Origin of the sequence: Methanoculleus sp. 10 (assembly GCF_913757945.1) — an archaeon.
GTDB lineage: Archaea > Halobacteriota > Methanomicrobia > Methanomicrobiales > Methanoculleaceae > Methanoculleus.
On sequence record NZ_CAJYDP010000010.1, the window covers coordinates 13,004 to 37,966 of the forward strand.

Here is a 24,963-nt window from a genome sequence, read left to right on the forward strand (position 1 = left end):
CCCGGCATTCATTGGTATCATCCGGGACGGCACACTCTCACACGTCGCTCTGTTTTGCCGGGCAGTAGGGGCAGAGGGCGTTCTCGACATCGTCGGCCCTCTCCCGGACCGGGCAGAGGTACTCCCCGTTCCTGATCTCGACCTTGAATCCGCCCGGAAACGGCGTGCCCACCGGGTGAGCGGGACGGTCCAGGACGAACATATTGAAGGCGGCGAGGAGGAAGTAGAGGAGTTCGAGGTGCTGCTCCCCCTCATCCCCGGAAAGGCACGTCCTCTCGACCATCCCGCAGAAATCCTGGAATTCCTGGGCGAGCGGTTCGTCCGGGAGGTCCGGGTCGGACCGGCGCATGGTGGAGATGAGGGTGTGGTGCGTCGCAAAGAGCATCTCCATCACCCGGGGGTAGAGGCGCTGCCGGTACCCTGCCGGGACGGACTGGAGATCCCGCTCCACCCTCCCCCGCAACGCCTGGAGGTCGAAGAGCGAGTAGCCCGAGACCTCACGGTAGAGGACCGCTGCGAGCTCTGTCCGGGTCTTTGCCGACCCGAGAAGGGCGCAGACCCGGCGGACATTCATCCCATCTCCTCCCGTGCTCATCACTCCAGTAATCTTGATCGGCAGGATGCATGAATCTCCCCCCGAGCCCCTATCACGACCGTGCGACTGTCGGTGCGGGTTTGACCCGCCCGAAGAGCGCCCGGCGGTCATGCCGGCCGGTGCGCTACCGGAAGTGCGGCAGAATCCGGGTCGTCGCGAACTCCATAAATTCCCGCTGCTGCTGCCCGATCTGGTGGATACAGACGTGATCGAACCCCATCCGGGCGCTCTCCTCGATCTTTCTGATGTAGGGCTCCGGGTCCGGGCCGCACGGCACGCTCTCCGCCACCTCTTCCGGGGTTGCCATCTCCGCCAGTTGCTCGTAATGGGCCGGTGTGGGGAGGAGTCGGTTGAGTTCTCCTTTGTTTGCGGCGATGGGCCACTGCTCGTAGGCGGTCCTCTGTCCTTCCTCCGCGCTCTCCGCCCAGCAGACCGAGATCTCGACGTATGCGGGTTTGTCGCCGCCCCCGGAGTTCCGGAAGACGACGAGGCTCTCCTCGGCGTTGGTGCCCGGGTTGATGAACCCGTCCCCGGCCCGCGCGGCCAGGGAAGCGCTGATCGGGCCTTCGGATGCGATGTAGATCGGGGGGAGCCTCTCCGGGAGCGAGAAGACCTGTGCGTTCTCCAGGGTGTAGAAAGAGCCGTAGTAACTCTGCATGCCCCCCGTCCAGAGCATCCTGATCACCTCCACCGCCTCCTCGAGCATCTCTATCCGGACCGGTGCCCGGGGCCAGCGGTCGCCGAAGATGTGCTCGTTGAGATTCTCGCCCGAACCAAGGCCCAGCATGAACCGCCCGGGCATCATCGCGGCGGCGGTTGCGGCGGCCTGGGCGATGATGCCGGGGTGTATCCGTATCGTCGGGCAGGTGACGCCCGTCACCAGCCGGAGGTCCGCCGTCACCTGGGAGATCCCGCCGATGACCGCCCAGACAAACGGGCTCTCCCCCTGCCGGGTGGTCCAGGGGTGGTAGTGATCCGATATCATGGCAAACGCGAACCCGGCATCTTCAGCCTGGCGGGCGTTGCAGACCAGGTCGAGGGGCCCGTGCTCCTCGCTTGCCAGTTTATACCCTATTTCGACCATTCGTCATCACATCCGTGCCGTTGCTGCGGCCGCCCGTCCCTGGGGCGTGGGCGCCGGCTACCTCGATCACCGCACAGCATATAAGTTTCCCGCGCCCGGCACCAGATAAATACAATCTCTGCCATACAGTACAGTATGGCAACGCCGGTTCTCCAGGTGGCGCTCGATCTCCTCGAGCTCGATCGTGCGGTAGAGATCGCGGGTGAGGCGGTCCGTGGTGGCGCGGACTGGATAGAGGCCGGGACCCCCCTGATCAAGAGCGAGGGCATGCGGGCCGTGCGGACGCTCCGGGAACGCTTCCCCGACCACGAGATCGTCGCGGACATGAAGGTCGCCGACACCGGGGCCGTCGAGGTGGAGATGGCGGCGAAGTCCGGTGCCGGCGTCGTCTGCATCCTTGCCGACGCGGACGACACCGTCATCGCCGAGGCGGTTCGTTCGGGCCGGAAGTACGGCGTCCGGATCATGGCCGACCTCATCAACGTCAGCGACCCTGTCTCCCGGTCTCGCGAACTTGCGGCACTCGGTGTCGACTACATCAACGCCCACGTAGGCATCGACCAGCAGATGATCGGAAGGTCGTCGCTCGACCTCCTCCGCCGCCTTACCGGGGAGATTGATGTGCCCATCGCCGTCGCGGGAGGGCTCGATGCCGGGACGGCGTCCGAGGCGGTCGTTGCCGGCGCTTCGATCGTCATCGTCGGGGGAAATATCATCAAGGCCGCCGACGTGACCGGAGCGGCGCAGCGGGTTCGGGATGCCATCGGCCGGCCCGATGTCCGGCCGCGGGAAGAGGAGAGCCCGTCCGCCGCCGTCCGCCGCCTGCTGGAAGCGGTCTCTGCGCCGAACGTCACCGATGCCATGCACCGGAAGGGAGCCATGACCGGCATCGCCTCCATCTGCGGCAGGGTGAAAGCAGTCGGCCCGGCGGTGACGGTCCGGACCATCGCCGGGGACTGGGCAAAACCCGTCGAGGCGATCGACGTCGCCGGACCCGGCGACGTCCTCGTCATCAGCAACGACGGGGGAACGCACGTCGCCCCCTGGGGGGAACTTGCCACCCACTCCGCAAGGAACCGGGGGATTGCGGGTGTCGTGATCGACGGGGCGGTGAGGGATGTCGACGACATCAGGGAGATGGGGTTCCCGGTATTTGCCCGGGCGACCGCCCCGAACGCCGGCGAACCGAAGGGTCTTGGGGAGATCAACACCGAGATCACCTGCTCTGGGCAGGAGGTCCGGCCCGGAGACTGGATCGTCGCCGACGAGAGCGGGGTCGTGGTGGTCCCCCGGGAACGCGCCTACGAGGTCGCACGCCGGGCAATGGAAGTGAAGAAGACCGAGGAGCGCATCCGCGAAGAGATCCGGCGCGGGCGAACGCTCTCGGAGGTAACGGAACTCCTGAAGTGGGAGAAGCGGCACTGACCGGTGGGCACTGCCTTTATCTCTCCCCATGACCCAGTAGCCGATCCACCCGGCACACCCGGGCAGGAGCGGCGGCACGATGTGGGATATCAGGGAGTCGATCTCCGAAGTTCTCCGGGCAGTCCTCCCTATCATCCTCGTCATCGTCATCCTCGATCTCGGCGTGCTCGGGGTTCCGCCGTCTGCCCTCCTTCACTTCCTGCTCGGGAGCGGCATGGTCGTCCTCGGGATCGCGCTCTTTCTCTCCGGCGTAAAGGCGGGCCTCCTCCCGGTCGGCGAGGCGATCGGGTCCGAACTCCCCGCCCGGGGTTCGCTCGCCCTGGTCGTCCTCGGGGCGTTCCTCTTCGGGTTTCTTGCCACCGTGGCAGAGCCCGACGTCCGTGTCCTTGCGGGCATGGTCGATACCGTCTCCCGGGGCGGCATACCCGAGGAGCCCCTCATCGTCGTCATCGCGGTCGGCGTCGGGTTCTTTGTCGCCGTGGCGGTCCTCCGGATCATCTTCGCGGTCCCGCTCGCCTATCTCTTCGCCGCGGGATACGGAACCGTCCTCATCCTTGCACCCTTTGCGCCGCCGGACTTCCTTGCCATCGCGTTTGATGCGGGCGGCGTGACGACCGGGCCCCTGACGGTCCCGGTCATCCTGGCCCTCGGGATCGGCGTCAGTGCGGTCCTTGCCGGGCGGTCAGCCCTTGCGGACGGTTTCGGGCTGATCGGGCTCGCCTCGCTCGGCCCCATCCTCGGCGTCATGGTTATGGGGGTGATCTTCTCCTGACCGTGGCGGCGCTCCTTGACGGCGTGGACCGGATCACCATCGAGGTGGCCCGGGCGCTCATCCCCCTGCTCCTCTTCTTCTGGATCTTCCAGGCGCTCTACCTGAAACTTCCGCGGGTCTACGTCGCAAATCTCGCGAAAGGGATCCTGCTTGCGTTCCTCGGCATGGTCCTCTTCCTCCAGGGCGTCAACGTCGCGTTCCTCCCGGCGGGCCGCGAGATAGGGGAGGCCGTCGCCGCGCTTGACCAGCGGTGGCTGCTGATCCCGTTCGGGTTCCTCCTCGGGTTCCTTACCACCTACGCGGAGCCGGCGGTCCGGGTCCTCTGCTACCAGGTCGAAGAATCGTCGGGCGGCTCCATCGGGAGGTCCCTCATCCTCTACACGCTCTCTTTCGGTGTCGCCGTCTCCGTATCGCTCGGGATGGCCCGTCTCGTCTACGGCATCCCGCTCCTCTCCTTCCTCATCCCCGGCTATCTCCTCGCCATCATCCTTCTCCTCTTCTCCGATGGAGAGTTTGTCGGGATAGCGTTCGATTCCGGGGGTGTCGCCACCGGCCCGATGGCGGTCACCTTCCTCCTCTCCCTTGCCGTCGGGGTCGCGGCGGGGATCGAGGGCCGCAATCCCGTCACCGACGGTTTCGGGCTGATCGCGCTGATAGCGCTGGCACCTATCATCTCGGTGCTGGCGCTCGGCATCATCTACCGGAGAACACGAGGTGAAGAGACATGAGTAGCGAGTACGATAACGAACTGATCGTCACGATTGTAAGGAGAGGCTGGTCTGAGCCGGTGATCACGGCGGCCCGCCGTGCCGGGGCCGAGGGAGGGACCATCCTCCTCGGCCGCGGGACCGGGATCCACGAGGTAAAGACGCTTCTTGGGATCGCCATCGAGCCTGAGAAAGAGATCGTCCTGACGGTCGTCGCCGCCGCCGGGACCGATGCGGTGCTCGAGGCGATCGTCGCCGCCGCCGAGCTGGACCGGCCGGGGATGGGCCTTGCGTTCGTCGTCCCGGTCCGGCGTGTTGTGGGAAGGGTTCACATGTTCCGGAAAGACGAGGGCCCGGAGGTGCCCCGGGCTCCCATCTGACCCCGGTCACCGGAAGAGAGACGCTTTGAGGAGTTCCCCGCCGTGATCGAGGATCTGCCGGACGGCGTCCTCGACCTGGTCCACGCGCAGGATCAGGACCGCCCCGTCCCTGCCTGAGTAGGCGTAGGCATACTCGATGTTGATCCCCGCATCCCCGAGGACCGATGCGACCTCCGAGAGGCCACCGGGCTCGTCGCGCATCTTAACTCCGATGACGTCGGTGAACGAGACCCGGAACCCGAGATCGGTCAGCGTCCGATGGGCATCCTCCGGCCGGTCGACGAGCGCACGGACGACCCCAAACCCGTTCGCCTCGGCGATACTGAACGCAAAGATGTTGATCTTCGCATCACGCAGCGCGCTGGCGATAGCCGCGAGGCGCCCCGGGCGGTTCTCCGAAAAGATTGAGATCTGTTTGACTATATACGATTTCTCCATTACAATGACCTCCTGTCAACGACCTTCTTCGACTTGCCTTCGAAGCGCGGAAGGGTTCCCGGTTCGACCAGTTCAACATCCACGCCTACGTTTAAGGACGTTTTGAGACGGTGCTCCACAGTCTTTTTGATCACCATGAGATCGGTGATCTTGTCGGAGAACGCCTCCTCGCTCACCTCCACCCGCACGAGCATGGTATCGAGCGCGCCCTTCCGGTCGACGACGATCTGGAAGTGCCTGCCGACCTCCGGGATCTCGAGCAGCGCGTGCTCCACCTGCGACGGGAAGACGTTGATGCCCCGGACGATCAGCATGTCGTCCACGCGCCCCTGGATCCGGCGGATCCGTGGATGGGTCCGCCCGCAGGCGCAGGGCTCCTCGTCCATGACGGTGATGTCCCCGACCCGGTATCGGATCATGGGGAACGCCTCTTTCTGCAGGATGGTGACGACCAGCTCACCCCGTTCGCCGGGCGGGAGCACCTCGCCGGTCGCGGGATCGACGACCTCAACAAGGGCGAGGTCGCCCCAGATGTGAATGCCCCGCTGCTCGGAGCACTCGGTGAACATCGGGCCGGAGAGTTCGCTCGTGCCGTAGATGTCGTAGGCGCGGATGCCGAGCCACTCCTCGATCCGGCTTCGCATCTGCTCTGACCAGGGCTCCGCGCCGAGGATCCCGATACGCAGATCGGTGTCGTCCCTGATGGAGACGCCCATCTTCTCAGCCACCTCTCCCATGTGGAGGAGGTAGGAGGGGGTGCAGGCGATGGCGGTGGTGTGGAGGTCCTGCATCAGTTCGATCTGCCGCTCGGTGTTCCCGACGCTTGTCGGGAGGACCGTTGCGCCGACGCGTTCGGCGCCGTAGTGGACGCCGAGGCCGCCGGTGAAGAGACCGTAGCCGTAACTCACCTGGAGCACGTCCCCGCGCCCGAGGCCGCAGGAGGAGAACCCCCGTGCCAGCGATTCGCTCCAGTTCTCGATGTCGTGCCGGGTGTAGCCGACGACGGTCGGCTTTCCGGTCGTCCCCGAGGAGACGTGATACCGGACCAGTTCATCTTTCGGCGCGCAGAAGAGCCCGTCCGGGTAGTTGTCGCGGAGGTCCCGTTTGTACATGAACGGGAGTTTCCCGATATCTGCAAGTGACCCGATATCGTCGGGCCTGACCCCGTATTCCTTCATCCGTCGCCGGTAGAACTCGCTCGTCTCATAGATGCGCCGGACCAGCGCTTTTGCGAGTTTGTACTGGAGCCGCCGCAGGTCGTCGGGCGGCATCTCTTCCACCTGCCGGTTCCAGGGTGCCATCAGACGGTCCCCCGGCGGTCGACGACCCGCTTTGCCTTCCCCTCGAAACGGGGCAGCGACCCGGGCTCCACCAGTTTCACCGCGGTCCGGAGTCCGAGGGTGTTGTGGAGTTCGCCGGCGATCTTCTTCTGGACACGGGCGAGGTCCTGGAGTTCGCCGGAGAACCCGGCCCGGGTCATCTCCACCTCGATCGTCATCTCATCGAGGTGCTTTGCGCGGTCGACGTAGACCATGAACTGCTCCCCGACCTCCGGGAGAGACCGGAGCACATGCTCGATCTGCGACGGGAAGACGTTGATCCCCCGGATAACCAGCATGTCGTCGCTCCGGCCCGTGATCCGCTCGATCCTCTGCCCGCGCCCGCAGGCGCACGCGCCCTCGATCAGCCGGGTGACGTCGCCGGTGCGGTAGCGGACGAGCGGCAGGGCCTCTTTGACGAGCGGCGTGATGACGAGTTCTCCCCGCTCACCGGGAGCGAGTCGTTCGCCGGTCTCAGGATCGATGATCTCTGCAAGGTAGCAGTCGTGCCAGAGATGGAGCCCGTTGTGCTCCGGGCATTCGAACGCCACCCCCGGACCGTACATCTCGGAGAGGCCGTAACTGTCGTAAGCCCTCACCCCGAGGCGCCGCTCCAGTTCCACCCGCGTGTTCTCCGACCAGGGTTCCGCCCCGAAGATCCCGATCCTGAGGGTGTCGAGCGTCTTTCCCATCGACTCGGCCACCTCGGCAAGGTGGAGGGCGTAACTTGGCGTGCAGTGGATGGCGGTCACCCCGAAGTCCTCGATCATCTCGATCTGGCGGCGGGTGTTTCCCGTTGCACTCGGGATCACCGTCATCCCGATCTTCTCGGCGCCGTAGTGGAACCCGAGGCCGCCGGTGAAGAGGCCGTAATTGACCGCGTTCTGGAAGATGTCGTCCTCCCCAAGACCGATCATCGTCATGTTCCGCGCGATCAGTTCGGACCAGTTTTCCAGGTCCTGCCGGGTGTAGCCGACGACGGTCGGTTTCCCCGTCGTGCCGGACGTGGTATGGATCCGGATGATCTCTTTTAGGGGGACCGCAAAGAGGCCGAACGGGTATCCGGCCTGAAGTTCCTTTTTGTAGGTAAACGGGAGTTTTTCCACATCGTCAAGCGTCCTGATATCGTCCGGCGAGATGCCCGCTTCCTTGAACTTTTTCTGGTATAGCCCTACTTCCTGTGCCTGACGAAGCGTCCATTTCAGCCGCTTCAGTTGAAGAGCCGCGAGTTCTTCAGGCCGGATTGTCTCCATTGCTCTGTTCCAGAACATAATATCCCATCGGTATTGTGCCGGCCGCATGCTGCCTGGCATCCGTTATACGGTTGCGGTCCTCCCGGCGGTGATACGGTGTGACCTGCTCGAGCCGCGCCGCCGGGCATACGCTACCTCTACATGGGCGGCCGGTGCGGAAAAGGTTTGTCAATCCGTAGCATGGTACACCGTGGCAGCCTCCGGATCCGGCCGCACCGGGTCGGGCCATCCGGCCTTTCCTTCACGGAACGCGTCGAGGACAAAGTCCACAAACATTCGCGCTTCGTCGGGATGCGGCGCATTTCTCGGGACGGTCATCGCGTAGACGATCGGTTGCCCGATCCGCTCGCTCCCGATGGACCGGAACCGCTGGAACCCGAGGTTCACGTGCACCCTCCGGTAGTCGTCGGCGTGCTCCGCAGAACCGAGGTTGATCGGGGGGGGAAGGTCGATCCACCGGAGCCCGTGCTCCTCCGCGACGCTCCGGTACTCAAAGGCGTAATCGATCCCGCCGGCATCAAGGAGCGAGAGGAGGTAGATGCTCCCATCCCGGACGGCGACCTTCTCGTCCGCCGGCCTCATCCGTTCCGGCAGGGCGATCGTCGTTATACCATCTGTCCGGACTGCCGTGATGGGCGGGTTGAAGGAGCCGCCGATGACGGCCTCAAAGAGCCCGGGTTCACCGTAATGCTCCTCTGCAAGCGCCGTCACCATGATCGCCCGGTAGCCGCAGGCATCAAGCATGGGGTTTGAGAACCCTACCCGCACGCCCGGGCGGGAGAGGACCCGGTACCAGTTCTCCGCCGTGATCTCGTCCGCCCCGGCGCTCCGGCCGGTGTACGCGACCACCACCTCATTCCCCGCAAAGGGAACGTACCAGTCGGTGTAATTCCCCTCTCCCTCGCTCATCGGCAGGTACATCATATCCGGGATCAGCGAGGCGTCAGCGACCAAAACGACGTCGACCTCCCTCCCGAGATCCGTCACCTGTCGGATAGCCTGGATGCTCCCGTGCCCCTCGATCCTGACATCGATCTCCGGGTGTTGGCTCTCGAAGGCGGCCTCTATATCCTCGAGCGGGGCAAGGAGGCTGCCTGCCGGTATCACCATTAGCGTGGTGCGCTCCGAGCCTGTGTCGGTGCAGCCTGCAGATGCCGCGAACACGGCGAGGACGAGCACGGCGAGGGCCGGAGAACGGTTCATTTTCTGTGGACCTCGATCCGGTCGACCCATTTCACCCACGAGCTCCCTTCGGTGATGACGTCGGAGTTCTCGCTGATGACGACGAGGCGGAGCGGTCCGCCGTCTTCGTAGGCCAGCGGTTTTCCATCCTGCTCGTAGGCCAGGATCACGCGGAGCGGCGGCGGGGTGACTTCCCGGAGGTTCTCATCGAAGGTGAAGAACTCCTTTCCGTTCACCTGGTCCCTATCGAAGACCCAGAGATAGCCGTCCTCTGCGGAGACGTAGATCAGGTCGTCCGTGCCGGCGCCGCCCGCCATCTCGATGAGATCGGCAAGGAGCACGCCGCGGTAGCGGTTCGGGCCGTATTTGATGCCCACCGTCGAGACCGAGTAGCCGTAGCCTTCGGCGGCCGGGAGCGCCCTGAGTTCGGGATGGGTGAGCACCCGCTCCTGGTCCCCGGCAAGCGTCAGGTTCCAGGCCGGGTAGTCGTCAGCAGATCCGGTACCGGTGCACCCGGCCACGAGGGCCAGAACACCGATCAGCACCAGAATGAGAGGGAGACAGGCCCGGCGCACCAGACTCACGCCCCTCTCCGGGCATGGAGCACCGCCGCCCCGAGTGCCGCTGTGAGCGTCACCACGAGGGAGAGCGGGGCTTTCGCCGGTTCCGTCGTCGCCTTCGCCTCCGGGGTGTTGAGGGATCCCGCAAGGGCCCCCCGTTCGCCCGGGAAACCCCCGGTGTAGACCCGGACCTCGTCCACCCATTTCACCGTGAGGCCGCCGGTGGAGGGGTAGAGGTCGTAAAAGTGCTGCGCCGATTCGGGGAGGGTCTCGTGCATGTCCCAGTTTCCGTAGACGTTGAGCCCCTCGCTGTTGGTCGAGTTGTCCGCGAAGAAGACGAGACGCATCCCGGTGTAGTAGTCAGGGACGTAGCCGCACCCCTGCCGCTCACCTGCTCCTGCTTCGGCGCCGTTGTACCAGCAGATCCCTATGGGCCCCTGGCGCGGGTCGGGTTCGTAGACGTTTCGGTAGGCGAACTCAATGTGGTAGCCGTCCGCCGCCCGGACCATGATCTCGTCTCCGGGCCCGGCGCCGCCGGCCAGTTCGGCGAGGTCGCGTATGTTCGTTCCCTTCACGGCCCCCCTGTCCTTGAAGTTCGTCGTCTCCAGGGGATCCCACTTGTCCCCCTCAAAGACCGGCCCCTGGTGGTAATAGTGGGTTGCGCCGTCACCGAGGACCGGGAGGTTCTTCTCCATCCAGCGGTAGTCGACCGTTGTCTCGTTTATGACGGTAACCCCATCGGATGCGATCTTTGCAACGTGCAGTTCGGTTGTCGGCGCCGCATCGGCGGCGCCCGCCAGCATGCTCACGCAGAGGAGCGCGAGCAGCGTCCATATCAGTTTCTTCTGCATGATCATCGTCTCCATAATCCGAATAGTTCCGGTACGCCGGGGATGGATGCGAGCGCGCTCCACCACCCGCCGGCCGTGCCCGCCGGGAGGCGGACGGTATCGATGACGGCCCCTCCCGGGTGCATCGTCACCCCATCGTCCTCCCTGACCTCTGCGACCGGCACCATCTCTATGCCGATCGATTCCGGGCTGACGGTGGCCCGGACGTAGCCAAGCGTCCCTTCGCGGCCTGCCTGGTACCCCTCAGGCTTCTCCCCGGAGAGCGGGTAGAGCGGGGCACCGCCGCACCCGACGACGAAGTACTCCGTTCCGCCCGCCCGGTAGCGCTCATAGGCATGGGTGTGCGCGCTAAAGACCGCATCGACACCGTTTTGCGAGAGGATGTCGCTCCACTCGGCCCTGATCGCCAGATCGCCGCCGGGATGTTTCCGGTCGGAACTGAACGGTGGGTGGTGGAACGCCACGATCTTCCGGGGCAGGGGAGATGCGAGGTCTTCCTCCAACCATGCGGTCTGCCTCTCCATGTCTGCCCATGCCCGGTCGTTGCTGTCGAGGACAGTCACGTGGAGGCTGCCGGCGTCGAAGGAGTAGCAGGGTGGTAGGCCGAAGATGGCGGAGAAGGCCTCCGCCGACCCGTCGTGGTTGCCCGCCACCGGCACCAGGGTCGTGTTCCTGAGCACCGGCCCTGCTACGGCGAAGAACTCGTCCCACTCCGACTCGTCGCAGACGAAATCGCCGGTATGGATGACAAAGAGGATCTCCTCCTCCCCGGCTATCCTCTCCGCCACCAGGCCGTGCCGCCCGGCCTGGGTGAAGGAGGGTTTCTGCCCCCGGGTGTCGCCGTATATGATGCAGGTGAACACCCGGTCCCCGAATGTCCGGAACCTGCAGTCCCCCGTCGTCTCATTCCCGGTGCCGACCCGGTAGCGGTAGGTGGTCGCCGGTGTAAGGTTCGTGAGCAGCACGCGATGCATGCCCCCCTCCCCGGAGGAGGCCACGCGGTAGACCTCGTCGCCCCCGGGGGAGTACTCGACCCACCCTGCTCCCTCGCCGGTCGCCTTCCAGGTGACTGTCGCCGAACCGGTGGTGGTGTTCGTGACATACGGGCCCCAGGCGATGGCCGCCGATGCCGCCGGGACGAGGAGCGCGAGGAGCACGGCCACCAGGAGGAGGCTTTGGTATCTGCTCACCGGTGTTCCTCCTTCAGAGCCACCATACGCCGCGTCGTCTCTCCCGGCGTCACCAGCACATCATCGATCGTCCTGGAGTCATCCTCAGAGACGACCCTGACCTCATAGGTGCCGATGCTCATCCCGGGAAAGGTGTGCGGTGTCTTCTCGCCCGTATACCGGCCGTAGAGATAGATCTTCGCATCCGGTATCGTGCTCTCGACGAGGAGATCTCCGTGGGTGTACTCCCGGAGCGTACAGGTGATAGAGCCTCCGGTTCTGGCTTTCTCCGGTATCCCGATGACCTCTTCGGCGGGGAGGTAGCCGGGCTTTGAAACCAGGATCCGGTGCTGGCCGGGGGAGAGACCATCCACCCGGCATGGCGTGACCTTCCCGGTGGGGAACCCGTCGATGAAGACCGCGGCACCTTCGGGACTTGACCGGATGCTGATCGAGACGACATCTTCGCTCTGCGGTTCTGCCGTGTACGTCTCACCGGTCGCGATGCCCGGGGGGATCGCGTGTGAGCGGTAGGTTCCGTTCCAGAAGACGGTGATCCAGGACTTTGCGCCTTCGACCCCGGCATCGCCCGGGATGGTGCCGGCCGGGAAGAACCCGTTCACCGTGAACTTCTCGCCCTGATAGGTCTCCGAACCTATCCGGACGGTCTTCTTGATCTGGTTTGTCAGGCCGTCGAGGAAGACCGGTGCGACCGCATCGGGGTAAACCCAGGCCTGGAGCGCCTCAAACCGGTAGCCGGAATCTTCCCTGTTCCTATCAGGGTCGCTCTCCTCGACACTGATGGTGTGCAGGCCTTCACGAAGGCCGTAGACGACCTGGGGCGTCTTCCAGACCAGCTTTTTGTTGTCGATGATGATCGTCATGCCCGGAGGGTAGGAGTCGATGGAGAGCCCGCCGGAGTGATTCTTCATGCTCCGCGTCTCACCCGGCGCCTGTGCGGGGAGCACCGGGGTGCCGGTCGGCACGGAGGTCATCGCACCCTCGCCGGGGACGGGGGTGCTCTCCGGCTCCGCCGGGGTTATCGTACCCTCTCCCATTCCGAGGAACGAGAACAATCCGCTCACGAAAGCGAGGACGGCTTCGATGAAAGCCTCTATGGGGTTGTTCGGTGCCGGGTGCCCGGTTATGGGCTCACCGCGGCCCGTGGTGTTCGCTCCGGCCTCACCGCCTGCCGGGGAGAGGAGCAGATCAAGGGCGGTATGCCCACCTTCCTCGACGATGACGGTCCGGGTGGCGTTCCGGTAGCCGGGCATCACAAGCTCAATCGTATGCCCGCCGGCCGGGACCGCTTCCAGGGTTGCGTTGGTCCGGGCCCCCGTCGCGTTTCCGTCAAGGTAGATGCTCGCGTTCGTCGGGACCGAAGAGACGGTGATCCGCCCGGTCCCGGCGGCGGCTTTGCCTGCAGTGCCGTTTTCAGGGATGAGGATCAGATTGAGGATACTACACCAGTTCTCCTCAACGTCGACTGTCCGGGTCACGTTCCGGTAGCCCGGCATAACGAGTTCGACCGTATGCCTGCCAATCGGAACCGCCTCTAGGGTCGCGTTGGTCCGTGCCCCTGTCGCGTTTCCGTCGAGGTAGATGCTCGCATTCGTCGGGACGGAGGATACGGCTATGCTCCCGGTCTCGGCGGTGAGGTTGAATTCGACCTCCGTGATAGCGCTCGCGTTGACGGTGATCCGCTTTTCATCCGGCCGGATGAACCCCTCCATCTCGACCCGGACGGAATGGCTACCAACCTCGATGCCGGAGAGGGTGCAGGGGGTCACACCGTCGGCCTTCTCATCATCGATATAGACGGCGGCCCCGGCGGGAGTCGAGTTTACGAGGATGCTCCCGGTAGGCTCTTCGTCGCTGTAGATGATGAGATCACTGATCCACTGCACGGAAGGGCCCGTGGTGGTAGGGAGATTGGGCTGGAAGAAGTACCAGTATTCGGGGTCGAAGCACTCGTGCATATCCCAGACGCCGAATACATGGGTGCTGTTCGGGTTGGTCGACGTATCCGCGAAGAAGATCAGGCGCATCCCTGAGGAGTAATCGGGAACATACCCCTCAGCGGCCTTATACCAGGTGATGACCATCGGCCCCTGCCGGGGTTCCGGTTCGTAGACATTCTTGTAGGGGAACGTCTTCGACATTCCATCAATCGCTCGGACCCTGACTATCTCGCCGTCTTTCATCCCGCCGACAAGCTCGCAGATATCTTTCAGGTCTGTCCCCTTCACCGAGCCCATATCCTTCTCTTCGACGTTGATGTCCTCACCCGGGTTCCAGGGGTCATAGGGTTTGTCGGGATGCTTTTCTTCCCAGACTTTTTCAAAGACCGGCCCCTGATGATAGTAGTGGGTCACGCCGTCACCCTGGACCGGGAGGTTCCGCTCGAGCCAGCGGTAGTCGACCGTCTTCTCGTTTATGACGGTGACCCCATCGGCTGCGATCTTTGCGATGCGGAGTTCGGTCGTTGGGGCCGCGGCAACCGGGGCTGCCAGTGCCAGGAGCAGGCAGAGCGAGAGGATGATCAGGCGCCGGGAGGTGCCGTGTATGTGCGCTGATACCATGGTTTTACTCTTGAATGCCCGAAAAAGGGGTGGTAGTTACTTCTTCCTCATGACGAGGAATGCTGCAAGTGCGGCGATCAGCACGACAACGAGGGCCAGCGCCCAGACCGGGAGTGCAGGACCGCGCTCCCCGGCTGCCTCTCCGCCTGGAGTCACGGTCCCCTCTGCTCCTGCCACCACCGTCTCCGGGGCGGTCCATACCAGGGCATAGATGCTGAAGTGCGAGACCTCTGCGGTGACCGTCCGCGTGGCGGGGTCCACCGTGGCGGGGATGTCCTTCCACTCCCCTGCCTCCGGGTTGTACCACATCACCTTTGGTATGGTACCCTCACCGATCTTCGCCCACTCTTCCGCGGAGAGGGTGTAGGTGAGGACGGCCGGCGGGTTGAACGTAGCGCCCGCAGGACCGCAGTTGAGGGCGATAGCAACCGTCGTTCCCGGCGGAGCTGCCGGAACGTCGGCCGGGGCGACCTCTCTACAGGTCACCTCGCCGAGGGGGTTGCCGGCGCTATCGAGGGCGACGGTGCCCTCAAAAATCGTCACGGCCCCTTTCTTTTCATCACTCCTGACCATCACGGACTCGAGAACCACCCCGGCCGTTGATGTGGTGAGGGGTGCATGCCCGGAGAACACCTCCGGCGTAGCCGGGGTTCCCGGGTCATACTTCACCTCCGATCCGGGGTCTCTGGAGGAACTGCTGCTACCGCCACTGGGCCCGCCACTGTTGTCTCCTGTATTGCTGCCCGGAACTTTTGTAGCAACCAGCGCGAATGCCGAGAGGCCGCCCGGAGATACGGCCTCAAAGATATAGTTCCCGGCAGCATCGCGACCGGTGTAGCGTGTATCCAGCCTGGTCGTTGTGCCGCCATCGGCCCGCCGCAGGATGACGACGTCATCCACGCCGCCCATGCTGGCAACCCATTCGGGGCTGGCCGCCATCCTGATCGTTGCGGCCCTGATGACGCCGCCGTCCCCTTCGTTCGCGACGTTCGTCTTCTGTACGTTCAGGACATACGCAAAGCTGTTGATACTTTTGCCAGTCATCTGGTAAACGACGGTTCCGAATGCCTCCTGCTCGTCAGCATCGGGGTTCTGAAAGACCGTCGTGTCGAGTTGAGCGGTTGAGCCCGGGTGTCTGCTCATCTCAAGGTCGACCTGTGCCCAGGCCGATCCGGTGTTGATCGGGCTGCTCCGGGCATGGACGCTCTCGACGGTGCCGGTGATCTGCACATCCCCGGCGGGTCTCTCCCTGGTGAAGATGACCACTTCCTCCCACCCGTCCACGTTGCTCAGGGTGATGGCAGTCTCGTTGGTGGCGATGCTGCCCAGGACGGTCCTGTTATCGATGACAATCTGCTGCCCCCCGCCGGTATCCGTGATCTCGACACCCCCGATCTCAAACGAGCTCCTGTCGGACGCTACCGGCGCCTGGTCGTCCCCCCCTCCGGTGACGGCCGAGAGGTCGAGCCGCCGGGCTGTTCCCCCGGTAAACGCGACCTCCTGATCGGCCTTATGGCCGTTCACCCAGAAGGTTATGATCGGGGAAGCCGAATGCCGGAGGTCGTCTTCCGTCGCCCTGACCGCGAGGACGCCCGGGGAATCCAGGGGTCCGTACTCTCCTGCTGTTGTGGTGACCGTGGACCCCCGTTCGTTCCAGTCTATCCTGGCGGTGATGGTGGCTCCTGCAGGTGCGGCTTTTCCATCAAGCATGACGCTGCCGGCAAATTCATCGGGCAGAACCGGCAGGGCGGCTGCCGTGCCGACCAGGGAAAAGAGGATGAGGAGAGATAGGATATGCCTGATATCCATGAATTCACTCCGTTACGCCCCGATCGCGGCAAGTTCGCTCTCACCGCGCAGGTAGACCCAGTAGCCCTTCGTCGGCAGCATTTCCTGCGTATCGGCGTGATTGCCCGACCCGCCCCGTATGATGGATGTCTCGTACTGCTGCATACCGGCGTTATACCCGATCACCTGCGTCCACATATCACCGAGCGAGAGGAGGGTATCACGCGCCGTGGCGGGCTCGGTGTCGGTGAACCCGACGGCGTTCCAGCCTCTGGCAAGCATTTTTGCGGGCGGAGTTCTGATCGCGTCGCCGTTGAAGTGTAGCGGGACCTTCATATCGCGAGCCGAATAGATCCAGTAGCCGTCGAGCGGGAGGACCGGATCGGTCTCCGCCACTCTCTTCCAGTCCTTTATCGCGGCGTTATACTGCCAGATACTGTGCTGCTCACGGTCGACATCGGCGAATATCGCAGCGGTGTTGTTTCCGGCTGAGAGCAATTTCGGCACTGATATGAAGTTCCAGCCGGCCTTAAGGGAGATCGTAGCATCGGCCGTGGGCGGCACCACAACGATCGGCACACCGGTCAGCACGATCTCATCGATGCTCCCGACCTTCTGCTTGTTCGAGGTCAGGGCGGAGCCGACAAGTTTCAGCGGCCAGGTTTTGCCGTCGTTTGGCAGCGGTGCGCCGTCGATCTCGTCGGCGACGATGATGTTTTTGTTCCTTTTCACGAACGAACTGTTGAACGTGTAGGAGAAGTCGTCATCGGTGCCTTTCACACCGTCGGGGCCGTAGTCGATGACGGTCACGTTGTAGCCCGCATCCGCGAGGTCGTCACGGAAGGGGTCCGTCCCGTAATCGTGTTTGTTGGCGTCGTCGACCCAGCCGCAGAGGACCCAGAGCGGCATGCCCGACCAGACCTTACCGTCGCCGTCGGTCCAGGTTGCGCCGTGCCCGGCCATGGCGCAGGCTTTGCCCGACTCGAAGTAGGACCGGCTCATGGTGTCGGCGATGGCGCCGGTCAGGGTGAGGCTCCAGTCTTCCCGCGGGCCCGGTTTGATCGCGATGGTCGCGATGTTCTTGTTGGACACGCCGGCTGCCGAGGGATACTGGATGCCGGAGTCGTGATAATAGTGCCGGTAGCCTTCGGCGAGGCATGCCCGCATATCGTCGGCACCGAAGATGCCGTCGGGGGTGTTGTAGAAGAGGCGCGGGCCGTCACGGTAGTCCGGCACGTAGCCCTGCCGCTCTGTCCACCAGGCGACGATCGCCTCCCCCTGCCGCTCGAGCGGGGTGTAGACGTTGGTGTAGTTGAATGCGACTTTGTTGCCGTCGGACGCGATGAGTTCGATCTCGCCTCCCTCGGGGACTCCGCCCACGAGGTCGCAGAGGTCCCTGATCGCGGTCCCCTTCACGACTTCGTCGACTTTGCCGGGGTTTATGTCTTCCGCCGGGTTCCAGAGGTCGTCAGGGACGAACGTGGGCCCCTGGAACCTGAGCCGGACCCCGCTTGGATCTCCGTAGACCTTCAGGTTCTTCTCCATCCACTCACAGGTCTTCGTCGTCTCTTCGACGACCGTCTTGCCGTCGGAGGCGTACCTGACGATCCGGATGGAGGGTGACTCCGTCGGTTTCTGGAAGTCGACGAGCTGGATCCTCTGGACGTTCCCGACGCTCAGGCTCCCGGCCGCACCCTCACCGACAAGGCGGAGCGGGTAGGCGGACCCGGTGATCGCCGTGCCGTTGATCTTGCTTGCGACGATGTAGTTCTCCGGGTCTGCCAGAATATCCTGGCTGGAGAACTCCTTGCTATAGGGGCTCTCTCCGCCCGAGGAGACGATCACTGTGTAGCCGGCTTGGGCGAGGGCAATGTTGAACGCCCCCGAGCCGTGCATGACGTCGTCGTCAACCCAGCCGCAGAGGGTCTTCAGGGTGACGCCGGTCCAGGTGCTGACCCCGTCGTTGTAGGTCTTTGTGTGGTGAGGGCACGCTTCGCACGCCTTGAATTCTTCCTTCGTGAGGAGATCCGTAACCTTCGGCCCTCAAGGGAGAGCGTCCACTCAGGTTCGGCGCTCTCGCCCGGCAGCCCCTCAAGGGCGATCGATACGATGCCGCCGACCTGCTGTTTCGGAGAGGCCGGGCCGACAAACTTCAGCGGCCCGCCGTTATCTGCGGTAAGCGCTGTTGCGTTCAGTTTATTTGCAACGATGAACGAGTCGTTCCGGGCGAGATCGGCGATCCCGAAGGCGGCGGTGAGCCCGTCGCTCGCGGTCACCCGCACGGTGTACCCGGCGGTTGTCTGCGTGCTGTTGAACGTCCAGTGGCTGCCGGTCTCGATGTCGTCAACGGCACCGGCCAGGTACCAGAGCGGCATCCCGGTCCAGACCCGGTCTTTGGAGTCGGTGTAACTCTTACCGTGGCATTTGACCCAGTCCTCGAACTCCGCCTGTGAGACCGTCCGGTTGAACGCGCCCGCGAGCGTGATCTCCCACTCTTCGGAGGGCTCGGAGAGGCCGACGAGCTCGATCGTGGCGACGCCGCCGACCTTCTGGCCGGCGCTCACGGCCGGGCCGACCATCTGGAGCGGCCAGCAGGGTTTATTCTTCTCACCGATGGTCTGTGGGACCGGGCTGCCGTTGAGGGTGTTTGCGACGATGATCCCGTCGTTCTTTGCGACGCTTGCACCGTCAAAGTTGATGGAGTAGCCGTCGCCCGACGTGACCTTGACCGAGTAGCCCTTTGCGGCAAGGGCTTCGTTGAACGCCCCGGATCCGTATTTCTTGTCATCGTCAACGAAACCGACGAGAGTACCAGAGGGGCATACCCTTCCACACGCCGCCGTTCTCATCGGTGTAGGTGGCGGCATGCCCGCAGGCGATCCCGTCCTCGAAGTATTTCTGGTCGATGGTCTCGGTCAACGCGCCCTTGAGCGTGATGGTCCAGTCGATGGGCTGCACTGGCGGCTCTTCTGAGTCCTCCACACCCACGGTGATCTTGATCAGCACCGATGCATCCTCCGGCGTCGGGCTGTTGCCGTAACAGAAGACGACCTTGTCACCATTGGCAAGCGCCACGACATTGACGGCGTTGTTGGAGTCGCTGTAGCCATCCTTCAAGGCGCCATTGACGTAGCAGGTCCACTCAGGGCCGCTCTTTACGAACTTGTACTCACCGATGTTGTCAAGCAGGAGGATTTTGCTTGCATCCCACTTCTTGTCGGTGACATCATACGTGAGGCCCTTGCGTTCCGCTACCGCCTGGAGGGCCCCGAGCGGGGTCTTGTTCTGAACGGTGTAAGCAGTGCCGGAGTTGTAAGCCGTACACTCAAACGTGCCGTCTGCCAGCGCAACCGTACCGTTAAAGAGTATCACCGGTTCTGCGGTCAGCGCCGAAGTTTGCACTGGTGGTTCATCCGGAGCCTCCGTAGATACCGCGGTCATCTCTTCCAGCGGTGTCGCTGCAACGATGACCATATCGCTCGTGATGCTCTCCGTCAGGCTTGCACCTGTATCATCGAGCGTCTCTGCCGCTGCCGATGATACCGCGAGCATGCATACCACCAGTATGAGCAGAACATACTGGATTCTTTTTTCCAAATAACCCATAAAATCACCTTTTTTCTCTTTAAACTCGTTCCTGTCAGTCCGTTGACCTGGATAACGTTTTAAACTACGTTGTGGCTATGAATAAAGTTTGCATTTAGTTAATCTGGTTGAGTTAACCTGGCGCAGTTAACACCTCAACCGGCCTTCCTCCAGGCCCGGCATTTCACTCATTGTCGTCCGACATCGAACGATGCGGTCCTGCGCGACGCTGCAACGAGGAGCTGGCAGCATAGGGGCACCGAAGGGAAGTCGGGTTTGACCCCCGGGATGCTTCCTTAAAAACTTCAGCGAAGTACTGAGGCCCGACCCGTTCCTCATCCCGGTTGATCCGGCCGTATCCCGCCCAATCGATGCATTCATCACCAAAAACAGCCCAATATTCATTTCCAGAGTGATCGAATGACAGCGACGGAACCCTGGCTCCCCGTCTTCGGCTACGGGGGACACATCAAGGCGACGACACAGGAGCTGATCATCGCAGACGGGAGCGCCATCCGGCGTTACCCGCTCCAGGCGGTGAGACACCTCCTTGTCGTCGGCGGCCATACCCTGCACACCTCGGCGGTGACAAACCTCCTCAAAGCCGGCGCTGCCATCACGTTCTTTGATATCGACGGCATCCCCGTCGGATACCTCTATCCTTACGGTTACCGCCCGGACGAGGCGGTGCGCCTTGCCCAGGAACGCGCCGCCCCCCACCGGTTCGCACAACCGCTCGCAACGGCGGGCCTCCAGTCGAGGCTCCTCCTCATCGAGGAACTCTACGGCCGCGCCGGGCACGACATCTTCTACGCCGGAGAACTCGACTTCCTCCACCAGGCGAGAGAGGAACTCGCGGCCTCGGTCACCATGGAGGAACTGCGGAGGCTCTCCCGCCTGACCGGCGATATGTACTACGAGATCCTCTCCCGCGCGCTCCCGCCCGAGCTCGGGTTTCGGCGCAGGGCGGGCCGCCCGCACCTCGACCCCGTCAACGCCATGTTCTCACTCGGGTACGCGATGCTCTACGGCAACTGTTGCGTCTCCCTGGTCGGCGCCCACCTCGATCCTGACCTTGGCATGCTCCACGAGGGGCCTGGCGGCCTCGTCCACGACCTCATCGAACCGCAGAAAGCGGTGATGGTGGACCGCACTGTTATCAGGTTTGCCCGGGAGGTGATCGCGGAAGGAGACTACGAATGCAGCGAAAAAAGGTGTTACCTTGAGGCAAACCTCTCAACCCGACTTGTCGCGGCGTTCCGCGACTCCATCGACCAGTCCCGCATCGACACGCAGGTCTGCATCCTGCGGGATGCGCTTCTTACGAACGCCGAATTTCACGTATTGTACTGGTAGGCGCCCCGCTGGATCGTGAACTCTGGGTAAACGGCGGCGGGGATCTCCCGCTGGGAGAGATCCCTGATGACCACCCGGGGACACCCGTACAGCATGGAGACAAACTTATCGAGGATGACCGGTTCGCCGGTTGCGGTGATGAACACTCTCCCGTCGGGGAGGTTCATCGCCTCGCCGCGGACGCCGAGGTTGGTGGCGATCCTTTTTATGCATGCGCGAAACCCGACGCCCTGCACCCTTCCCGCTATCCTGATCTCGATCGTCTTCACAGCCAGTGCTCCTGGACGATCCGCATGGACAGATCGAGTTCGTCGTATACTTCATCCCGGATCGTCGAGTCGCGGATGTTGAGGGCCTCGCTCACGGCCATGTCGAGGAGCTCTCTCGACCGGTCTTCATAGCGCTCTGCGTAGATCCGGCACGCCATATCGCCGAGCACAAAGGCCCGCCGCGAGAGCGGCCTGATGATCCGCGCCTCTTCAAGCGCGCAGAGGAGCATCCTGTCTGCAACCTCATGCTGCCCCGCCTTCCTCGCGATGAGGTAGACCTCGGTGTAGTAGGTCGCCCGCTTTGCCCGGTCGGGTGCCGCCCGTATCGCCCGGTCGAGGGTGACCATATCCTTTGTGGTGTAGTCGCCGCTCCGGATCTTGTCGCGGCAGTCGAGGATCTTGCTGTAGACCGTATTCTTCCAGGACTGGGGCATCGCCTGCTCAAGCTGGACCATCAGGCTGTACCGGATCCGGTCGTCATCGATGGCAGAGACGACATCGACGGCCCGCTGCCGGATGGCCGGTTTTCCGCTCTTCCGATAGAATGAGAAGAGCATCTGGGCCATCCGCTGCCGGGTCATGGCGGTGATGAACGGGATCTGGATGTATCCGGCCGTTCTCTCCATGCCATCCAGGAGTTCGTCGATCTCCTCCTCGTCGCCGTAGGTCTCTGCGAACTTCGCCACATCAAAGAGCATCGAGAGCCTGATGTAGGAGGAGGGGATGCTCACCACGGTGTGGCACATGGCCGAGAGGATCTCTTTCCTCTGTGCCGGTTCGCTGACCATGTCAAAGACGGCTGCGAGAGCGTCGACGTATTCGACCGGGTCTTCGATCCTGCCGACCTGCTCTATCGCCCAGTTGACATCCTCCTCCTGGTGGTTGACGGCGTTGAGACTCCGTGCAGCGTAGATGAGGTTCTTCCTGACGAACGCCTCGCGTTCCGGCCCGACGAGCTCAAGCATTCCCTGAGCCTCGCCAAGGTAGCCCCTGGCTGCGCTGTGATCGATCCCTACCATGAGGCCGGCAAGGTCGGAGAGCATGATCGCACGGATGGACGGCTCACTGATCGTGCCGATGGTCTCGTGGAGCTGCCGGATGATCTCTTTGGCCCGCTCCTCGTCGCCGAGGCCTGAGTAGGCACTCACGATCCGGTACATTCCCGAGTACCGGGCATAGACGTCGCCGGTATGCTCAAAGAGGCGATACATCAACTCAAGCGACGGCGGCGCTGCCGTCGCTCCCTCGATGCCCTCGAGCAGGTAAGCCATAACCTCGTAGGGGTCGGCCGAATCGAACTCCTTTGTGTAACTGGTGAAGGACGTGAGGATCCGCTGGATCATGGCGGTCCGTTCGTACTCTCCCTCGATCTCCAGGGAGAAGAGAGCCATGGGGACAGCAAAGATCGGACTTCTATAGACCTGCGTGTACTCGAGCATGATGTCGACGTAGCTTGCTATCCTGATCGAGATATCCTCACGCGGGGTGCTGGTCTGGAGAAGGTGCAGGGCGGTCGTGAACGGTTCCATCATGCCGTCGAAGATCCGGGTCTTTCCCCGGGAGAGCTGGTCTGCCGCCTGCAGGCTCCCGACCCGGACGTAGCCCTCGATGAGGGGATCGACCAGATGCTGCTGGAGGGAAGGATCGGTGATCTGGGAGAGGATCTGGGCAGCTTCATCCAGCGCCCGGAGCGAGAGCTGTTCGATCCCGTACATGATCAGGCCGTGGATGACCTTGCCCATCGCAAAGAGGCAGTATTCCCGCTCCAGCAGGGCTGTGGAGAGGACCCGCATCCCGTGGAGCAGTTCGAGGTCGCCGTCCTCCACGGCGAGCACCGCCGCCTGGTCCACGATGCCGCCCAGCGCCTCTGCCCGTGTCTGCTGATCCACGATCTCGCAGGTGAGCCCGGTCGCGTGCCGGAGAAGGTCCCGGTCTTTCCGGGCGACGCCGATCCGTGCCATCTCGACGGCAATGGTCGATATCGCCTGCTCGCGGAGAGCCGGGTCTCCGATCTGGCTCACCAGGTCCACGAGGGCCGACGGATCTCTCTCTCTGACGAACCCCCGCTCGATCAGGATGGTGTTGCACTCGAGGAGCAGGGGATCCTGTGCCCGATGCGATCTCACAAGTTCCTTTACGGCCGGTATGTGCCTGACGACCTCATCGAAGTCATACTCCTTGCAGAAGTCAGTCACCGCCTGGTGTACCAGCGATTCGGTAATATCGGTATCCAGTGCGGCGAGGATATTCTCGCGGACGAGGTCGATCTCGTCACGCCGGATACCCTCCTTGATCAGGCGGACACTGGTATCGAAAAATTGGGCGTTGATCCTCTGGGCGCTGGTGCTGGCCTTCTTCATGACCTCGATCGCGTGGTAGAAGTCGCCCATCCGGGAGAGAGCGTCGGTGATCTGCCGGTAGAGCTGAGCCGCCTTCGCTGCGTCACAGGACTCGTCGATCAGCGGCGTGATGTCGAGGAGGATGGTCGGGTTGCCGCTCTTTTCGACGACTGCAATCCCAGAGAGGACGATCTCCTCGATGGGAAGTTTGGCCTCCACCGCGCTCCGGGTATTGAACTCGAACGCTTTCTCAAGATACCAGCGTTCTCCGCTCCGTTCCGCCTTCTTCAGGAGTTCGAGGACGAGGGTCTGGCCCGCCCACGGTTTCTCGTCGTCGAGCCTGATCAGTCTGGCGTAGACCTGTTTCTTGTCCCGCTGGCGGTCGAGGAGTTGCTCGGTCAGGATCGCGAGGACCTCGGTGAGCCGCTCCTCCGGGACCCCCGGAAGGGCATCTATGATCCGCTCGACATCGGCGATCTCCTTCTTCAACGACGATTTCCATGTGGCGTCCACGATGTCGGCGATGGAGTTGGTGCGCCGGATCTTCTGGTTGATCTCGGTGGCGCTCAGAAGTCCGCTGATCACGAGGTCGATGTTACCGGACTCGATACCGGAACCGGCAATCGCCCGGGCCACATCGGCATGGAGTTGCGATTGCCTTGATATGTCTCCGATCTCGGGAAGTACGAGGAGGGCATGCCGCATGATATCGATATTCTGGTATTTCTGTCCGTACTGGATGAAGAGCGGGATAATCTCGGAGAGGATTGCTGAACGGTATTTGCGGATGCTGATCTTATCGAAAGCTTCTCCCCCCTTCTCAATATAGTGGATATCCCCGGTATCGACCCCGGCCTGGACGAGGTCGCGGGCGATCCCGGCGAGGATATCGGACTGGTGGCTCTTACGGTCGAGCTTATTGACCAGGGAAAAGATTGCACCAAACCAGGCATCATCCTTATTCTGGGTGTAGAGCCCTGCGGCACGCCTTGCGAGGTCGAATATCTCATCCTTCGTCGGCTCGACGAGCTGGCTTAAGAGCTCGGGCTGCCCCTCTTCGAACGCTGCTGTTACCAGGGCGGCATTCATCTGCTCGTAGAGCGATTTCTTCTCCTTCCTTGTCTGGGTCTCCGATATGTCCAGAACTACCTTTTCAAGCTCACGCAGATCCCCGGAAGAGATTGCGGAGGTGATCTTCTGTTTCATCTGGGGTTTTCCATCCATTTTGATCAGCGCTCTCCAGTGGGTTCTGCATCATGCATGTCCATTATCAGATATATAGATTGCCCCCCTCTCACAAGAATGTTTT

At 63.0% G+C, this 24,963-nt stretch carries 21 protein-coding genes; 5 read left to right on the forward strand and 16 right to left on the reverse strand.

Annotation, left to right across the window (positions count from 1 at the left end; all coding sequences use genetic code 11):
* Positions 1 to 37 precede the first annotated feature (37 nt).
* Both QZ408_RS11990 and QZ408_RS11995 read right to left on the reverse strand, forming a co-directional pair.
* A complete protein-coding gene (locus tag QZ408_RS11990) occupies positions 38 to 574 on the reverse strand; it encodes a DUF2115 domain-containing protein (RefSeq protein WP_292491828.1) in 537 nt (178 codons plus the stop codon).
* Between the two features lie 145 nt (positions 575 to 719).
* Positions 720 to 1,679 carry a TIGR03557 family F420-dependent LLM class oxidoreductase gene (locus QZ408_RS11995; protein ID WP_292491830.1) on the reverse strand — a complete coding sequence of 320 codons (960 nt, stop codon included), beginning with the start codon at positions 1,677 to 1,679 and terminating at the stop codon, positions 720 to 722.
* A 135-nt stretch (positions 1,680 to 1,814) separates the two neighbouring features.
* Between QZ408_RS11995 and hxlA the strand changes: the two genes are divergently transcribed.
* The 4 genes from hxlA to QZ408_RS12015 all read left to right on the forward strand — a co-directional run bounded on the left by hxlA (position 1,815) and on the right by QZ408_RS12015 (position 4,963).
* Positions 1,815 to 3,104, forward strand: coding sequence for a 3-hexulose-6-phosphate synthase (hxlA, locus tag QZ408_RS12000; protein ID WP_292491831.1), 1,290 nt, complete (start codon positions 1,815 to 1,817; stop codon positions 3,102 to 3,104).
* A 79-nt stretch (positions 3,105 to 3,183) separates the two neighbouring features.
* Positions 3,184 to 3,876, forward strand: a complete 693-nt coding sequence (locus QZ408_RS12005; RefSeq protein WP_292491832.1) for a DUF1538 domain-containing protein — start codon at positions 3,184 to 3,186, stop codon at positions 3,874 to 3,876.
* Positions 3,877 to 3,878: 2 nt separating this feature from the next.
* Positions 3,879 to 4,604 carry a DUF1538 domain-containing protein gene (locus tag QZ408_RS12010; protein WP_292491834.1) on the forward strand — a complete coding sequence of 242 codons (726 nt, stop codon included), beginning with the start codon at positions 3,879 to 3,881 and terminating at the stop codon, positions 4,602 to 4,604.
* The gene (locus QZ408_RS12015) at positions 4,601 to 4,963 is read left to right on the forward strand and encodes a P-II family nitrogen regulator (RefSeq protein WP_292491836.1); all 363 of its coding nucleotides are present in this window, start codon (positions 4,601 to 4,603) and stop codon (positions 4,961 to 4,963) included. Before QZ408_RS12010 ends, QZ408_RS12015 begins: the two co-directional genes overlap by 4 nt.
* A gap of 6 nt (positions 4,964 to 4,969) precedes the next feature.
* Here QZ408_RS12015 and QZ408_RS12020 read toward each other — a convergent pair whose 3' ends face one another.
* From QZ408_RS12020 to QZ408_RS12075, 12 genes are all read right to left on the reverse strand, one after another.
* On the reverse strand, positions 4,970 to 5,401 hold the full coding sequence (locus tag QZ408_RS12020) for an ACT domain-containing protein (protein ID WP_292491838.1): 432 nt from the start codon (positions 5,399 to 5,401) through the stop codon (positions 4,970 to 4,972).
* Positions 5,401 to 6,702 (reverse strand): phenylacetate--CoA ligase, encoded by a 1,302-nt coding sequence (locus QZ408_RS12025; protein ID WP_292491839.1) that lies wholly within the window; start codon positions 6,700 to 6,702, stop codon positions 5,401 to 5,403. The genes QZ408_RS12020 and QZ408_RS12025 overlap by 1 nt, the downstream gene beginning before the upstream one ends.
* Positions 6,702 to 7,991 (reverse strand): phenylacetate--CoA ligase, encoded by a 1,290-nt coding sequence (locus QZ408_RS12030; RefSeq protein WP_292491840.1) that lies wholly within the window; start codon positions 7,989 to 7,991, stop codon positions 6,702 to 6,704. Before QZ408_RS12030 ends, QZ408_RS12025 begins: the two co-directional genes overlap by 1 nt.
* A gap of 150 nt (positions 7,992 to 8,141) precedes the next feature.
* Positions 8,142 to 9,176, reverse strand: coding sequence for a tungstate ABC transporter substrate-binding protein WtpA (gene wtpA / locus QZ408_RS12035; protein ID WP_292491841.1), 1,035 nt, complete (start codon positions 9,174 to 9,176; stop codon positions 8,142 to 8,144).
* Complete coding sequence (locus QZ408_RS12040; RefSeq protein ID WP_292491842.1) at positions 9,173 to 9,739, reverse strand: molybdopterin-dependent oxidoreductase; 567 nt, start codon at positions 9,737 to 9,739, stop codon at positions 9,173 to 9,175. Before QZ408_RS12040 ends, wtpA begins: the two co-directional genes overlap by 4 nt.
* Entirely contained in the window at positions 9,736 to 10,581 is an 846-nt protein-coding gene (locus QZ408_RS12045; protein WP_292491843.1) for an argininosuccinate synthase, read from the reverse strand. Before QZ408_RS12045 ends, QZ408_RS12040 begins: the two co-directional genes overlap by 4 nt.
* The gene (locus tag QZ408_RS12050) at positions 10,569 to 11,756 is read right to left on the reverse strand and encodes a metallophosphoesterase family protein (RefSeq protein ID WP_292491844.1); all 1,188 of its coding nucleotides are present in this window, start codon (positions 11,754 to 11,756) and stop codon (positions 10,569 to 10,571) included. Before QZ408_RS12050 ends, QZ408_RS12045 begins: the two co-directional genes overlap by 13 nt.
* Positions 11,753 to 14,317 carry a PEGA domain-containing protein gene (locus QZ408_RS12055; RefSeq protein ID WP_292491846.1) on the reverse strand — a complete coding sequence of 855 codons (2,565 nt, stop codon included), beginning with the start codon at positions 14,315 to 14,317 and terminating at the stop codon, positions 11,753 to 11,755. Before QZ408_RS12055 ends, QZ408_RS12050 begins: the two co-directional genes overlap by 4 nt.
* Positions 14,318 to 14,353: 36 nt before the next feature.
* Positions 14,354 to 16,126, reverse strand: a complete 1,773-nt coding sequence (locus QZ408_RS12060; RefSeq protein ID WP_292491848.1) for a hypothetical protein — start codon at positions 16,124 to 16,126, stop codon at positions 14,354 to 14,356.
* A gap of 12 nt (positions 16,127 to 16,138) precedes the next feature.
* Positions 16,139 to 18,037, reverse strand: a complete 1,899-nt coding sequence (locus tag QZ408_RS12065; protein WP_365996140.1) for a hypothetical protein — start codon at positions 18,035 to 18,037, stop codon at positions 16,139 to 16,141.
* Positions 18,034 to 18,972 carry a molybdopterin-dependent oxidoreductase gene (locus tag QZ408_RS12070; RefSeq protein ID WP_292491851.1) on the reverse strand — a complete coding sequence of 313 codons (939 nt, stop codon included), beginning with the start codon at positions 18,970 to 18,972 and terminating at the stop codon, positions 18,034 to 18,036. Before QZ408_RS12070 ends, QZ408_RS12065 begins: the two co-directional genes overlap by 4 nt.
* Positions 18,896 to 19,657, reverse strand: a complete 762-nt coding sequence (locus QZ408_RS12075) for a hypothetical protein (protein WP_292491852.1) — start codon at positions 19,655 to 19,657, stop codon at positions 18,896 to 18,898. The genes QZ408_RS12070 and QZ408_RS12075 overlap by 77 nt, the downstream gene beginning before the upstream one ends.
* A gap of 453 nt (positions 19,658 to 20,110) precedes the next feature.
* On the opposite strand from QZ408_RS12075, the gene cas1 reads away from it, so the two are divergent.
* A complete protein-coding gene (cas1, locus tag QZ408_RS12080; RefSeq protein ID WP_292491853.1) occupies positions 20,111 to 21,046 on the forward strand; it encodes a CRISPR-associated endonuclease Cas1 in 936 nt (311 codons plus the stop codon).
* Here the strand turns inward: cas1 and QZ408_RS12085 are convergent.
* Positions 21,028 to 21,315, reverse strand: coding sequence for an acylphosphatase (locus tag QZ408_RS12085; protein ID WP_292491854.1), 288 nt, complete (start codon positions 21,313 to 21,315; stop codon positions 21,028 to 21,030). The two genes, cas1 and QZ408_RS12085, sit on opposite strands and share 19 nt — an antisense overlap.
* Positions 21,312 to 24,860: a hypothetical protein gene (locus tag QZ408_RS12090; RefSeq protein WP_292491856.1), complete on the reverse strand. Its 3,549-nt coding sequence runs from the start codon at positions 24,858 to 24,860 to the stop codon at positions 21,312 to 21,314. Before QZ408_RS12090 ends, QZ408_RS12085 begins: the two co-directional genes overlap by 4 nt.
* Between the last annotated feature and the right edge of the window lie 103 nt (positions 24,861 to 24,963).